Source organism: Bradyrhizobium sp. 149, from assembly GCF_023073915.1.
Taxonomy (GTDB): domain Bacteria; phylum Pseudomonadota; class Alphaproteobacteria; order Rhizobiales; family Xanthobacteraceae; genus Bradyrhizobium.
Genome location: NZ_JADPKK010000019.1, coordinates 422,291 through 436,154, shown reverse-complemented (window position 1 = coordinate 436,154; position 13,864 = coordinate 422,291). Strand labels below are relative to the sequence as shown.

At 63.5% G+C, this 13,864-nt stretch carries 14 protein-coding genes; 8 read left to right on the top strand and 6 right to left on the bottom strand.

Annotated features, from left to right (window positions below; translation table 11 throughout):
- Positions 1 to 58: 58 nt before the first annotated feature.
- On the bottom strand, positions 59 to 538 hold the full coding sequence (locus IVA88_RS13825) for a PaaI family thioesterase (protein WP_247497787.1): 480 nt from the start codon (positions 536 to 538) through the stop codon (positions 59 to 61).
- A 183-nt stretch (positions 539 to 721) separates the two neighbouring features.
- Here IVA88_RS13825 and purL point away from each other — a divergent pair, with 183 nt between their 5' ends.
- Positions 722 to 2,932 (top strand): phosphoribosylformylglycinamidine synthase subunit PurL, encoded by a 2,211-nt coding sequence (gene purL / locus IVA88_RS13820; RefSeq protein ID WP_247497786.1) that lies wholly within the window; start codon positions 722 to 724, stop codon positions 2,930 to 2,932.
- 120 nt (positions 2,933 to 3,052) lie between these two features.
- Here the strand turns inward: purL and IVA88_RS13815 are convergent, their stop codons facing one another.
- On the bottom strand, positions 3,053 to 4,231 hold the full coding sequence (locus tag IVA88_RS13815) for an acyltransferase (protein ID WP_247498017.1): 1,179 nt from the start codon (positions 4,229 to 4,231) through the stop codon (positions 3,053 to 3,055).
- A gap of 188 nt (positions 4,232 to 4,419) precedes the next feature.
- On the opposite strand from IVA88_RS13815, the gene IVA88_RS13810 reads away from it, so the two are divergent.
- A complete protein-coding gene (locus tag IVA88_RS13810) occupies positions 4,420 to 4,593 on the top strand; it encodes a DUF1328 domain-containing protein (RefSeq protein ID WP_247497785.1) in 174 nt (57 codons plus the stop codon).
- Between the two features lie 85 nt (positions 4,594 to 4,678).
- Here the strand turns inward: IVA88_RS13810 and IVA88_RS13805 are convergent, their stop codons facing one another.
- Positions 4,679 to 5,038: a DUF427 domain-containing protein gene (locus IVA88_RS13805; RefSeq protein ID WP_247497784.1), complete on the bottom strand. Its 360-nt coding sequence runs from the start codon at positions 5,036 to 5,038 to the stop codon at positions 4,679 to 4,681.
- Between the two features lie 210 nt (positions 5,039 to 5,248).
- On the opposite strand from IVA88_RS13805, the gene IVA88_RS13800 reads away from it, so the two are divergent.
- Together IVA88_RS13800 and IVA88_RS13795 are read left to right on the top strand one after the other, a co-directional pair.
- Complete coding sequence (locus IVA88_RS13800; RefSeq protein WP_018316584.1) at positions 5,249 to 5,485, top strand: BolA family transcriptional regulator; 237 nt, start codon at positions 5,249 to 5,251, stop codon at positions 5,483 to 5,485.
- Positions 5,486 to 5,509: 24 nt separating this feature from the next.
- Positions 5,510 to 6,703, top strand: a complete 1,194-nt coding sequence (locus tag IVA88_RS13795; RefSeq protein WP_247497783.1) for a low temperature requirement protein A — start codon at positions 5,510 to 5,512, stop codon at positions 6,701 to 6,703.
- Positions 6,704 to 6,728: 25 nt separating this feature from the next.
- Here IVA88_RS13795 and egtD read toward each other — a convergent pair whose 3' ends face one another.
- Complete coding sequence (gene egtD / locus IVA88_RS13790) at positions 6,729 to 7,700, bottom strand: L-histidine N(alpha)-methyltransferase (protein ID WP_247497782.1); 972 nt, start codon at positions 7,698 to 7,700, stop codon at positions 6,729 to 6,731.
- Positions 7,701 to 7,766: 66 nt separating this feature from the next.
- Complete coding sequence (gene egtB / locus IVA88_RS13785) at positions 7,767 to 9,065, bottom strand: ergothioneine biosynthesis protein EgtB (RefSeq protein ID WP_247497781.1); 1,299 nt, start codon at positions 9,063 to 9,065, stop codon at positions 7,767 to 7,769.
- Positions 9,066 to 9,306: 241 nt separating this feature from the next.
- On the opposite strand from egtB, the gene grxD reads away from it, so the two are divergent.
- The 4 genes from grxD to IVA88_RS13765 are packed head-to-tail and all read left to right on the top strand — an operon-like array spanning position 9,307 to position 12,782.
- Positions 9,307 to 9,633, top strand: coding sequence for a Grx4 family monothiol glutaredoxin (gene grxD / locus IVA88_RS13780; protein WP_007602294.1), 327 nt, complete (start codon positions 9,307 to 9,309; stop codon positions 9,631 to 9,633).
- Between the two features lie 3 nt (positions 9,634 to 9,636).
- Positions 9,637 to 10,188, top strand: a complete 552-nt coding sequence (locus IVA88_RS13775; RefSeq protein ID WP_247497780.1) for an O-acetyl-ADP-ribose deacetylase — start codon at positions 9,637 to 9,639, stop codon at positions 10,186 to 10,188.
- Positions 10,189 to 10,234: 46 nt separating this feature from the next.
- Positions 10,235 to 11,521 carry a serine hydrolase domain-containing protein gene (locus IVA88_RS13770; RefSeq protein WP_247497779.1) on the top strand — a complete coding sequence of 429 codons (1,287 nt, stop codon included), beginning with the start codon at positions 10,235 to 10,237 and terminating at the stop codon, positions 11,519 to 11,521.
- A 1-nt stretch (position 11,522) separates the two neighbouring features.
- A complete protein-coding gene (locus IVA88_RS13765; protein WP_247497778.1) occupies positions 11,523 to 12,782 on the top strand; it encodes a serine hydrolase domain-containing protein in 1,260 nt (419 codons plus the stop codon).
- Between the two features lie 10 nt (positions 12,783 to 12,792).
- Here IVA88_RS13765 and IVA88_RS13760 read toward each other — a convergent pair whose 3' ends face one another.
- The gene (locus IVA88_RS13760) at positions 12,793 to 13,860 is read right to left on the bottom strand and encodes a threonine aldolase family protein (protein ID WP_247497777.1); all 1,068 of its coding nucleotides are present in this window, start codon (positions 13,858 to 13,860) and stop codon (positions 12,793 to 12,795) included.
- Positions 13,861 to 13,864: the final 4 nt, after the last annotated feature.

Sequence of the window (13,864 nt, the reverse complement as noted above, 5' to 3'; positions counted from 1 at the left end):
GCGCGACAGCGCTCGACGCAAGTCTGGGCGAGGGGGCGCCAAAAGGGAAGGCGGCGAGCTATGCGTTTGGCTGTAGTGCCGGCTTCCGCTTCACCCGCTTGATCGTGCCGGAGAAGGTGAACAGCGGCCGCCCGGCTGATGTCAGCTTGCCGCGCAGGAAGATCAGCGAGCCGCCGGCGCGGGAGACTTCGCCGACGCACTCGATCAGCTCGCCTTCGCGTGCCGCGTCGAGGAAGTCGCAGGCGAAATTGGTGGTCACGGCCGGCCCGTCCAGCTCGTGGGTGGCGATCGCGAACAGGCAATAGTCGGAAAACGCCATGAAGCAGCCGCCGTGGACGTTTCCGGAGCCGTTGAGGTGCTTTTTCTCGACCCGGAACGCCGAGCGGACGCTGCCGTCCGCCTCGATCCGGTGCCAGAAGGGGCCGACATGGGACTCAAAACTGTCGCGAATCCAGGTTCGCCAGCCCTGGAATTCCCCATCGGTGGCGACGTGGAGGTCGGGGCGGCGCGGCGGGGGCGCCTTGGTCAATTCATGCAAGGAAATGGGCCTTCAATTGCGGGTCTTTTGCTCTTAAATCCGATCTGTCCGCGCTGCGCAATTCCTGTTCCTGCAGCCCCTGGCCGCAAAACGTGGGACAGCGGGAAAATGCGCCATAAAGGGCTTTTCGTGAGCCCCCGATGTTCCTAAGAACGGCCAACCGACGCCGAAAGCCCAAATTCCATGAAGAACGAACCCAAGATCACCCCCGAGCTGATTGCCGCCCACGGGCTCAAGCCCGACGAGTACGAGCGCATTCTGAAGCTGATCGGGCGGGAGCCGACCTTCACCGAGCTCGGCATCTTCTCGGCGATGTGGAACGAGCACTGCTCGTACAAATCCTCGCGCCTCCATCTGAAGGGGCTGCCGACCAAGGCGCCCTGGGTGATCCAGGGTCCCGGGGAGAACGCCGGCGTGATCGACATTGGCGACGGCCAGGCCGTGGTCTTCAAGATGGAGAGCCACAACCACCCGAGCTACATCGAGCCGTACCAGGGCGCGACCACCGGTGTCGGTGGCATCCTGCGCGACGTCTTCACGATGGGCGCGCGCCCGATCGCCTGCCTCAACGCGCTGAGCTTTGGCGCACCCGAACATGCCAGAACCCGGCATCTCGTCTCCGGCGTCGTCGCCGGCGTCGGCGGCTATGGCAATTCCTTCGGCGTGCCGACGGTCGGCGGCCAGGTCCGCTTCCATACCCGCTATGACGGCAACATTCTCGTCAACGCGATGGCGGTCGGCCTCGCCGATACCGACAAGATCTTTTATGCGGCCGCCTCCGGCGTGAATATGCCGATCGTCTATCTCGGCTCCAAGACCGGCCGCGACGGCATCCACGGCGCCTCGATGGCCTCGGCTGAGTTCGACGACAAGTCCGAGGAGAAGCGCCCGACGGTGCAGGTCGGCGATCCCTTCGCCGAAAAGCTGCTGCTCGAAGCCTGCCTCGAGATCATGGAAAAGGGCTGCGTCATCGCGATCCAGGACATGGGCGCGGCTGGCCTGACCTGCTCGGCGGTCGAGATGGGCGCCAAGGGCGACCTCGGCGTCGACCTCGATCTCGATGCGGTGCCGACGCGCGAGATCGGCATGAGCGCCTACGAGATGATGCTCTCGGAGAGCCAGGAGCGCATGCTCATGGTGCTCAAGCCCGAGAAGGAGAAAGAGGCCGAGGCGATCTTCAAAAAGTGGGGCCTCGATTTCGCCGTGGTCGGCTACACCACGCCGAGCAAGCGCTTTGTGGTCAAGCATGGCGGCGACGTCATGGCCGATTTGCCGATCAAGGAGCTCGGCGACGAGGCGCCGCTCTATGACCGCCCGCATGTCCCCTCCGCCGCGCTGCCGGTCGTGCATGCGCGCGAGGTGCCGGCGCCGATGGGTCTCGGTGCCGCGCTCGAAAAACTGATCGGCACGCCTGACATGTGCAGCAAGCGCTGGGTCTGGGAGCAGTACGACCACGTCATTCTCGGCAATACCATGCAGCGTCCCGGCGGCGATGCCGCCGTGGTGCGCGTGCAGGATGGGCCGAAGGGCCTGGCGCTGACCGTCGACGTCACGCCGCGCTATTGCGAGGCGGATCCCTATCAAGGCGGCATGCAGGCGGTGGCGGAAGCCTGGCGCAACATCACCGCCGTCGGCGGCAAGCCGCTTGCGATCACCGACAATCTCAATTTCGGTAATCCCGAGCGGCCCGAGATCATGGGTCAGTTCGTCGGCTGCCTGAAGGGTATCTCGGAAGCCTGCCGCGCGCTCGACTTCCCCGTCGTGTCCGGCAACGTCTCGCTCTACAACGAGACCAACGGCCGCGCGATCCTGCCGACGCCCTCGATCGGCGGTGTCGGCTTGCTCGATGACTTCACCAAGTCAGCCTCGCTCGCCTTCAAGGCCGAAGGCGAGGCGATCCTCCTGGTGGGCGAGACCCATGGCTGGCTCGGCCAGTCCGTTTACTTGCGTGATATCTGCGGTCGCGAGGAGGGCGCGCCGCCGCCGGTCGACCTCGCCGCCGAGAAGCGCAACGGCGACTGCGTGCGCGGCATGATCCATGCGGGCACCGCGACCGCCGTGCACGATCTCTCCGACGGCGGCCTTCTGATCGCGCTTGCCGAAATGGTGATGGCGAGCGGCGTCGGCGCAAAACTGCTTGCGGCGCCGACCGCGCTGGTGCCGCAGGCCTATTGGTTCGGCGAGGACCAGGCGCGCTATCTCGTCACCGTTCCGGAAACGGAGGCCGGCCGGGTGCTCGCCAAGATGCGCGGCTGCGAGGTGCCCTGCGTGCGGATCGGCACCACCGGCGGTGACACCGTCGCGATCGCGGGCGAAGCGCCTGTGACGATCGAGGCACTGCGGACCTCGTTCGAGCGCTGGCTGCCGGAATACATGGGCGGGAAAGCAGCCTGAGCAGCTGCTCCGCTCTCGTCATTGCGAGGAGCGAAGCGACGAAGCAATCCAGACTGTCTCCATGGAGGGACTCTGGATTGCTTCGCTACGCTCGCGATGACGCGTGGGTAGACCTTGGCCTCACAACACGTGTGACGCCCCCGGAATCTTCCGCAAGCCCGCCGTGAGCCCCCAGCTCAGGATAACAGTGAGCACGAAGCCGGTCGTGGCTTTCACAATGGCCGGCAGGCTGTAATCGAACAGCGCGTACTGGATCCACAACGCGATTGGGTAGTGCACCAGGAAGATGCCGTAGGCATCCGCCTGCATGCGGTCGAGCAGGTTCGGGCCCGGTGACTTCTGGTGTAGGAAGAAGGCTAGGATCGCGAGCAGGATCGAGCCCGAGAACAGAACCAAGAACGTGCCGTAGAGCGCCTGATACCAGTGCGGCTGCGGGTCGGGATTCCCGAGGACCTCGCGCTTGATGTAGATCATGCCCCACATCAGGCAGTAGGGGATCAGCGTGGCGATCACCCACAGCCAGCGCTGTTTCGGCAACTGGCCGTCGGCGCTGAGAATGCCGCGATCGAAGTTCGCAGCGCCAACACTGACGCCGATGAAGAAATAAGCGAAGTAGAGCAGGATGCGGCTCGCTTGCACCGAGAACGGCCCGAGTTCGAACCATTTGCTGCCGCCGAAATAGAGCAGCGCCGGCACGTAGACGATTGTCGTGACGACCACGAGCAGCAGCCAGAATACGGCCGGCTGGTCGAATCCGCGCAGCGAGATGCGGTTGCCCGGATCGACCAGATGCGCCGAGACCCGGTAGAGCAGGCTTGCTGTCAGGTCGAATGCCAGCAGCACCCACACGAACCAGATCGGGCCGCTCGGCCATGGGCCAACCGTGATCGTCTTCCACCAGAACGCCGTGAAGCTCAGCCCGGGATCGTGCCGCAGCGCGATTGCGTAATAGGCGAGCGGGATGATGGTGAACGCCGCGATCGCGAACGGCAGCCCCAGCCGCAACAGGCGGTCGCGGAGAAAGACCTGCGGCGCCTTGCGCGCAATGCCCGGCCACGTGAACAGCCCCGACAGGAAGAAGAACATCGCCATGAAGAAGCTGTCGGTGGCCAGCACGACGATGTCGAAACCGGCCCAGGAGGTCGGATCGGTGTGCCCGAAATAGGTGTAGGGGATCACCGCGTGATGGAGCAGCACCACCAGCGTCAGAAAGGTACGGGCCCGATCGAGCGACAAATTGCGCGTCTTGCTCCTCGGCGCGGCGTGCACGTCTGCGCCGATCGTCGCGGAATGTGACATCGTCATCGTGGCCGCCCCGGTCGCGCTTCTATCCCGGCCGGACTTTGCCGCCGGGAACCGGATTCAGCAAGGGGCGTTTGAGGCGGCCGCAGGTCCGACACCGTTAGGAACCAGTTCCGCGCGGCGAAGTTAGCGTTCGCCAAAAGGGCCTGAGGGCCGCGACAAGCGGTACAATTTCGGAGCTGGCGATGACGATCCTGAAATGGGCGCTGATCTTCTTACTTGTCTCGATCCTGGCCGGCGTGCTCGGCTTCACCGGTATTTCGGCAGCCTCCGCCGATATCGCCCGCTTCCTGTTCTACGTGTTCGTCGTGATCTTCCTGGTGCTGCTGATATTGGGGCTCACGATATTCAGAGCGTAGCGGGGCGCGGATCCATTTGTATCTGCGCAGCCAAGAACGTGGATGGCCGGGACAAGCCCGGCCATGACGGCAGGCCCTGTGGATGCTACCCTACTTCCTCGATCTTCACCTTGTCCGGGTAGAAGGCAAGATGACCGGAAATCTCCGTCATGGCGGGGAAGGGCGTCTCATAGGTCCAGATCGCGTTGTCGAGCGTCTTGCCGTCGGCCTTGACGCTGTAATAGCTCGCGTCGCCCTTGTAGGGGCAATGGGTGACGCGGTCGGTGCGCTCCAGCAGGGCCATGTTGGCGTCCTGTCGCGGCACATATTGCACCGCCGGATATTTCGCCTCCTTCAGCGTCAACGCCTTGCTGGTCTCCGCGATCACGGTATCGCCGGCCGTGACGCGGACGCGCCGGGGGTTCTGGGTGATGGTGATGGGATGGTCGGGCCCTGGAAGCTTCATGATTTCAAGCCTTTTCGATCAGTCTGCCGCACGCGGCACTTTGTCGTGCCTTTATCCTGATGGGATCACGGATATAATGCCTCAAGGCGTGACGTAGAAGACCGTTCACGCTAAGTTTGCCCCTGCCGGCAAGCTTGGCTTTGCAGATCCGGACCCCGGCAAGCGATTCGAAGAGGCTGTTTTGCAGCCGAGACAAGGAGCACGACCCGAATGCCTATGGACGCCCACGATATCGAGGCGATGATCAAGGCGGCAATCCCCGATGCCGAGGTGACCATCCGTGACCTCGCCGGGGACGGCGATCACTATGCCGCGACCGTGATCTCGGAATCCTTCCGCGGCAAGTCCCGCGTCCAGCAGCACCAGATCGTCTACCAATCCCTGCGCGGCCAGATGGGCGGCGTGCTGCACGCGTTGGCGCTGCAAACCGGGGTGCCGGGCGCTTGATTTGATTTTGACGGGGGGATGATAATGGCTGCGGACAATCCTCGCGGTGCGATGTTTCGCGTCATCCTGCCGAACCAGCACAGCCGCGTTACCAATGCCGAGCTGTTCTTCGACCTCGTCTTCGTCTTCGCGATCACGCAGGTCTCGCACACGCTGCTGCACCATTTCACGCCGCTCGGTGCGGTGCACGTCACGGTGCTGTTTCTCGCGGTGTGGTGGGTGTGGGTCTACACCGCCTGGGTCACCAACTGGCTTGATCCCGAGCTGACGCCGGTCCGGATCATGCTCTTCCTGATGATGCTGGGGGGGCTTGTGCTGTCGACCACGATCCCGACCGCGTTCGAGGGGCGGGGCCTGTGGTTTGCGATTGCCTACGCAACAATGCAGGTCGGACGTACCGCGTTCTGGATGTTTGCAACGCCACGGCATCGAACTGCGGTCCGGCACAATGCGATCCGCATCCTGACGTGGCTCTCGATCTCCGCGGTGTTGTGGATCGCGGGCGGGCTTTCCGAAGGCGATACGCGGCTATGGCTGTGGATCGCGGCGCTCACCTGGGAATACATCTCCCCGGCGGTACGTTTCTGGGTGCCGAAGCTTGGCTTCTCGTCGGTCGAGGCCTGGGCGGTCGAAGGCGCCCACATGGCCGAGCGTTGCTCTCTCTTTGTCATCATCGCGCTGGGCGAGGCCGTTGTCGTCAACGGCGCGACCTTTGCCGAGCTGGACTGGACCGCGGACAACATCCTCGCCTTTGTATCGGCGCTCGTGGGGGCCATCGCGATGTGGTGGGTTTATTTCCACAAGGGCGCGGAGGCCGGCTCGGAGCGGATCTCCAAGTCCGCCGAATCCGGCCGCCTGGCGCGGCTCGCCTACACCTATCTGCACATGCCGATCGTCGCCGGCATCATCCTGACCGCGGTCTCCGACGAGCTGGTGCTGAAGCATCCGGTCGGCCATTCCGACCTGAGGACCATCGTCAGCACGATCGGCGGGCCGCTGCTGTTTCTGGTCGGCACCATCCTGTTCAAGCACGCGATCCGCGGCTTCCTCCAGCTCTCCCACGGCATCGGCATCATCCTGTTCCTCGTGCTGTGGTGGTTTGCCGCCGAACTGTCCCCGCTATGGCTGTCGATGGCCGCGACGGTGATCATGATCGTTGTTGCGGTGTGGGAGTCGGTGTCGCTGGGATCGCCCCCGGAAGAGGCCGAGGAGCATTGAGCCGGCGCCATTGGCGCCGGAGCGTTTACTCCGCAGCCTCCAGTGCGTGCACCGAGAACATCTTGGCCGCATCCGTCCAGCTCTCGCGCACCTGCCAGCCGGCGCCGTGCGCCAGCGCCGCGAAACGTTCGATGCTGTATTTGTAGCTGTTCTCGGTGTGGATGCTTTCGCCCGCCCGAAACGAAATGCTGGTGCCGAGCAGGCGCACGGTCTGGCTCTTCTTGCTGATCAGGTGCATCTCGATGCGGTGCCGCTCGCGATTGTAGATCGCGCGATGGGTAAAGGCGGAGAGATCGAAATTGCCGCCGAGCTCGCGGTTGATCCGCACCAGCACATTGAGGTTGAAGCGGGCGGTGACGCCGGCGGCATCGTTATAGGCGTCGTGGAGAACCCGCTCTTCCTTCTCGAGATCGGCGCCGATGATCATCTGCGCGCCCTGGCCCAGAATAGCTCGCGCGCTCTTCAGGAACGCCTGTGCTTCATGCGGCTCGAAATTGCCGATGGTCGAGCCCGGGAAGAACCCGACCTTGGGCATGGTCGCCACCGCCTTGGGCAGCTCGAACGGCGTGGTGAAGTCGGCCGCCACCGGGTAGATGCCGAGTGACGGAAAATCCCGCTTCAGGCCGTTCGCCTGCGCCTTCAGGAAGTCGCCGGAGATGTCGACGGGCACATAGGCCGCGAACTTGCAGTGATTGAGCAGCAGGCGGACTTTTGTGGTCGCACCCGCGCCGAATTCGACAAGGGCCGCGTGCTCCGGAATGATTTTCGCGATCTCGCTGCCGCGCTCCTTCAGAATCGCAAGCTCGGTGCGCGTCGGATAATATTCCGGCAGGCGCGTGATCGCCTCGAACAGCTCAGATCCGGCCGCATCATAGAAATATTTCGGCGACAGCTTTTTGGGCTGCTGCGAGAGGTCACCGATGGCCTCGCGCGCGAAGGCGGTGGTCTGCTCGTCGGGAAGATGGGCTTCGGCCAAAGCACTGGCGCGCACATTCATGATACTCTCCTGAACGCGCTGTCCGGCGCGCGGTTGTCGTCGGATGAGACTTTTAGTCGTCGTCTGCTAATCGTAGTCGGCGAGCCGCAATCCCGTGAACTGCCAGCGATGGTGCGGATAAAAGAAGTTCCGATAGGTTATACGGCTGTGCCCGTCCGGGGTTGCAAGCGAGGAGCCGCGCAGCACCAGCTGGTTGACCATGAACTTGCCGTTGTATTCGCCGAGCGCGCCTTCGATGGCGCGATAGCCCGGGTAGGGTGAGTAGGACGATCGCGTCCACTGCCAGACGATGCCGAAGGCATCGTTGAGCTGGCCGGCGCGGGCCGCGATCTCCCATTCCATCTCGGTCGGCAGATGTTTTCTGGCCCAACGCGCAAAGGCGTCAGCCTCGTAGTAGCTGATGTGGCAGACCGGCGCGTCGGGATCGACCGGCTTGAGACCGGCCAGCGTCATCACCTGCCATTGGCCGTCGACCTCGCGCCAGTGGCCGGGGGCGTCCCAGCCCTCGTTGCTGACGGCCGCAAAACCGTCCATCAACCACAGCGTTGCGGTCCGGTAGCCGCCGTCGCGCATGAAGGCGAGCCATTCGCCATTGGTGACAAGATTGCGCGCGACCTTGACCGGGCCAACGAGGGCGCGATGCGCCGGCTTCTCGTTGTCGAAATGAAAACTGTCGTCGACATGACCGATGGTGTGGATGCCTTCGTTCAGCGTCAGCCAATCCTCACTGGCCGGCGTCGCGGTCGGAAAGCGCCAGTCCGGATCATAGGCCGGCGGGATCGGGTTCTGCGCGAAGGCGTGCAGGATGTCGGTGAACATCAATTCCTGATGCTGCTGCTCGTGGTTGAGGCCGACCTCGATCAGCGGCGCGATTTCGCGAAGCTTGTCCTCGCCGGCCTCGCCGAAGAATTTCACGACGGCAGCGTCGACATATTTTCGATAGGCGCCGACCTGATCGGCGCTGGGACGGGTGATGTCGCCGCGGTGATTGCGGGAATGGCGCGGGCCCGCGCCGACGTAATAGGAATTGAACAGGAAGGCGAAGTCAGGGTGAAAGGGCCGGTAGCCCGCACAGTGCTCGCCGAGCAGGAATTGCTCCCAGAACCAGGTGGTATGCGCCCGGTGCCATTTCGTCGGGCTCGCATCCGGCATGGACTGGATCTGCTGATCCTCCGGCGACAGCGGCGCAGCCCGGCGCTCGGTCTCGTCGCGGACAGTGAGAAACGCGTCTTCCAGCCTCCGGGCAAGACCGCCCAGATCGGCCGACGGTGACGAAAGCGAGGCGGGGGCCGTAGCGGAGGCTTGTTTCGTCACGCTTTTCTCCAGACAGCACAAGAGAACGTTGTTGCCGTTTCCCGGTTCCAAAACGCCGGGTTCGTCCTAGATAGGCGCTCCGTGACGGTATGAAAGTCCTCCCCGGTGATGATATTCGTGGCATCATGCAATGGGCCGGCGCTGCTGAGAGCGGTCCGCCCAGGAGCCGCTCGCCGCCATTTTACTTTGGATGCACAACGGTTTGGGCTACATATATAGGCAGGTATCGGGTTAAATCGGCTGAGCCAGCCCGAAGCGATTGGAGTGGGCTCCGCCCCATAAGGACACGGATATGAGCATCGAGGAATTCATCGCCAACGAAGTGAAGTCGAACGACGTGGTTCTGTTCATGAAGGGTACGCCGCAATTTCCGCAGTGCGGGTTCTCCGGCCAGGTCGTCCAGATCCTCGACCACATCGGCGTCGGCTATAAGGGCCTCAACGTTCTCGAATCCGCCGAACTGCGCAACGGCATCAAGGACTATTCGAACTGGCCGACCATTCCGCAGCTCTATGTGAAGGGCGAGTTCGTCGGCGGCTGCGACATCGTCCGCGAGATGTTCCAGGCCGGTGAATTGCAGCAGCTCTTCTCCGAAAAGGGCGTCGCTGTCGCGGCCTGATACGTGACCCGACTGACGCGCCGGATCGGCGGCGCTCAGCTTGAGGTCGTCGTTGCTGACATCACCACGCTGAGCGTTGACGCCATCGTCAACGCCGCAAATTCGTCTCTTCTTGGCGGAGGCGGCGTCGATGGGGCAATCCACGACGCTGCCGGTCCCGCGCTGCTAGCCGAGTGCCGGACGCTCGGAGGGTGCCCGACCGGCGATGCCAAGATCACCAAAGGCTACCTTCTCCCTGCGCGCCATGTGATCCATGCGGTCGGCCCTGTCTGGCACGGCGGCACTCGCGGTGAGGCAGAGGCGCTGGGCTCCTGCTATCGCCGCGCGCTTGAGCTCTGCGGGCCCAATCAGCTGACTTCCCTGGCATTCTCCGCGATCTCCACCGGGGTTTACGGCTTTCCGGCCGACCAGGCCGCGAAGATTGCGGTCCATGCGACCATCGAAGCCCTGCCGGCTGCACCGCTGGTCGTCGAGGTCATATTTTGTTGTTTCTCTGAGAACAGCGCGGCTCTGCATGCGGACGTTTTGGCGCGGTACGGCAGCCCTTGTGCCTGATGACGCGGTCAGTACACTCCGCCGGACCGTGTTCGGGGGAGGGGATATGATTTCAAAGTCTGGACTGCGTGCGCTGGTCTGCGCCGCGCTGGTATCGCTTGCTACGATCTCGTTCGCGCGGGCGGAGGGCACCTACGAGGTTCCGGCCGGCGCGCATTTCAATCAGGACAAGCTCGCCAAGGTCAGCGAGTTCTTCAAGAACGAGGTCGCGACCGGCAAGATCGCCGGCGCTAACGTGTTGATCAAACAACATGGCAAGCCGGTCTACCACGAAGTCTTCGGCGTGCAGGACGTGGTCAGCAAGGCGCCGATCACCGATAAGACGATCTTCCGTCTGTTCTCGATGAGCAAGGCGATCACTTCCGTGGTCGCGGTGAAGCTGATCGAGGACGGCACGATCAAGCTCGACGATCCCGTCTCGAAATACATTCCGTCCTTTGCCAATGTGAAAGTCGGCGTCGAGAAGAAGGCCGAGGACGGCACCAAGTCGCTCGAGCTCGTTCCGCCGAACCGGCCGATGACGGTGCACGATTTGATGACGCACACCTCGGGCGTCACCTACGGGTTCTATGGCGACAGCCTGGTCCGCAAGGCCTATCGTGATGCCAATATCTATGCCGGCGATTTCGACCTCGCGGAGTTCGCCGAGCGAATCGCAAAACTGCCGCTGCACAACCAGCCGGGCGCGCTGTGGCAATACGGCCATTCCACCGATATCCTGGCGCGGGTCATGGAGATCGCGGCGGGCAAGCCGCTCATCGAGATCGAGCGGGAAAAGCTGCTCGATCCGCTCGGCATGGTCGACACCGGCTTCTTCGTTACCGATCCCGAGAAGCAGAAGCTGCTGGCGCAGCCGGTGCCGAACGACAGTGATTTCCGGGTTGGGCGGATCAACGATCCGACCATCGTCAAGAAGATCCAGTTCGCCAGCGGCGGCATGGTTACGACCATGGCCGACTATGAGCGCTTTACGCAGATGCTGCTCAACGGCGGCAATCTCGACGGCAAGACGGTTCTCAAGCCCGAGACGTTCAAGCTGATGGTGACCGACCAGATCGGTCCCAAGTCGGGCGTCGATCGCGACTATTTCTATTTCCCCGGCGACGGTTTTGGTTTCGGTCTCGGACTTGCGGTGCGCACCGATCCCGGCAACGCAAAACCGCCGCCGCCCGGCGATCTCGGCGAATTGAAATGGGACGGCGCCTCCGGCTGCTATTTCGTGATCGACCCCAAGCAGGACATGTTCTTCGTCTTGCTGGAGCAGACCCCGACCGAGCGTCAGCGCGTGCAGCGAACATTGAAGCAGCTGATTTATGAAGCCATGGAGAATTGACATGTTCGGGCGCCGCGCGTTGATCGCGGCGCTCGTTGTTCTGTTCGGCGTGCTTGGTGCGAAGGCAGGCTCCGAGCGCGCCGCACACAATTTCTCGCCCGAGGGCCTGGCAAAAGTCTCCGACTACATTCGGAAAGAGATCGCCGCTGGCACATTTCCGGGCGCGATCCTGTTGCTTCAGCAGCACGGCAAGCCGGTCTATTACGAGAATTTCGGCGTTCGCGACATCGCAACCGAGTTATCGATGAGCGCGGATACGATCTTCCGCCTCTACTCGATGTCGAAGCCGGTCACGTCAGTCATGGCGATGATGCTGGTCGAGGAGGGCAAGCTGTCGCTCGACGATCCCGTCTCGAAATACATTCCGGCCTTCGCCGGCATGAAGGTCGGCGTCGAGAAGAAGGCGGAAGACGGTAAAGTTGCGCTGGTGCTGGAGCCGCTCGAGCGTCCAGTCACGATCAGGGACCTGCTGCGCCACACGTCGGGGCTGCCCTACGGCTATTACGGCGGCGGCATGGTGCGCGAGCTCTATGCGGACGCCAATCTCTTCAACAGCAATCTCACCAACGCCGAGTTTGCCGCGAAGATCGCTACGCTGCCGCTGGTCGAGCAGCCCGGCACGGTCTGGGACTATGGCTATTCCACCGACGTGCTCGGCCGCGTTGTCGAGGTCATCGCGGGAAAGACGCTGCTTCAGTTCGAGAAGGAGCGGCTGCTTGATCCGCTCGGCATGACAGAGACCGCATTCTTCGTCGCCGATCCCGCCAAATTCCCCCGCATCGCCGAGCCGATGCCGGAGGATCGCAACATCAATCCGACGACGCAGGTCCGCGACATCAGGCGGCCCCTGAAATGGGAATCGGGCGGCGGCGGCATGGTCGGTACGATCGGCGACTATGCCCGCTTCGCCCAGATGCTGCTCAATGGCGGCAGCTACGACGGCCGGCGCTATCTCCAGCCAGAGACCATTGCGCTGATGGCGTCGGATCACATTGGGCCAGAGACCAAGATCGCACGTGACCAGGACTATTATCCGGGCGGAAGCTCCGGCTTCGGCCTTGGCTTCGCCGTGCGCACCTCGGTGCCATCAGGTACATCGTGGCCACTTGGCGAATATCGCTGGGACGGCGTCGGCGGCACGTTCTTCTTCATCGATCCCGAGGACGATCTGTTCGGGATCTTCATGGTGCAGACCCCGTCGCAGCGCGGCCGGTTCCAGCTGGCGCTGAAGACGCTGATCTATCAGGCGATGGGGCGGTGATCGCGTTCCGTTACGCCCCGCGCACGATCTCGCGGACGCAGCCGATCGTCTCTTCGATCTGGCTCGCATTGACGTCGAGATGGGTGCAGGCGCGGATGCGGCCGTCCATCATTGCAAGCGTCACGCCACGCTGGCGCAACGCCGCAACCATCTTGTCGCCGGGAATGCCGGCGCCATCGGGCTTGAAGAACACCAGATTGGTCTCGGGCTCCTGCACCTCGACGCCTGCGATCTGCGACAGCCCGCGGGCGAGCGCGCGCGCATTGGCGTGATCGTCCGCGAGGCGATCGACGTGGTGGTCGAGCGCATAGATGCAGGCGGCGGCACAGATTCCCGCCTGCCGCATCGAGCCGCCCAGGCGCTGCTTCCATTGCCAGACCGCGTCGATGAAGGCGCGCGAGCCCGCGAGCACGCCGCCGATCGGTGCGCCCAAGCCCTTCGAGAAGTCGATCCAGGCCGAATCCCACCCCGCGGTCATGTCGCGCGGGGAGATGCCGCTCGCCACGGTGGCGTTGAGCAGGCGCGCGCCGTCCATATGGGTGACGAGGCCATGTTGTTTGGCGATTGCGACGATCTCGTCCAGCGCCGCCTTCTTCCAGATCGTGCCGCCGCCGATATTGGCGGTCTGCTCGACGCTGACCACCGTCTGCGGCGGCTGGTAGCGCGTGCGCGGATGCAGCGCTCTGCGGAAGGTCTCCGGCGTGAACTGGCCGTCGGGTCCCTTCAATTGCGTGACCTGGAAGCCGCCGATCGCGGCATGCGCGCCGCCTTCGCGCGCGATGATGTGCGCGCTCTCGTGCGCGAGGATCTCGTCGCCCGGACGGCAATGCACCAGCGTCGCGGTGACGTTGCACATCGTGCCTGAGGGCATGTACACCGCGGCTTCCTTGCCGAGCAGTTCGGCGACGCGCTCGCACAGCGCGTTCACGGTTGGATCATCGCCGACCTGTTCGTCGCCGACCTCCGCCCGCGCCATTGCCTCCCGCATTGCAGGTGTCGGCTTGGTCTGCGTGTCCGAGAGCAGATTGATGCGCACCGGCGGTGCCTTGGGATCGATGGGGGGAGGGGTATAGAGCATCAAC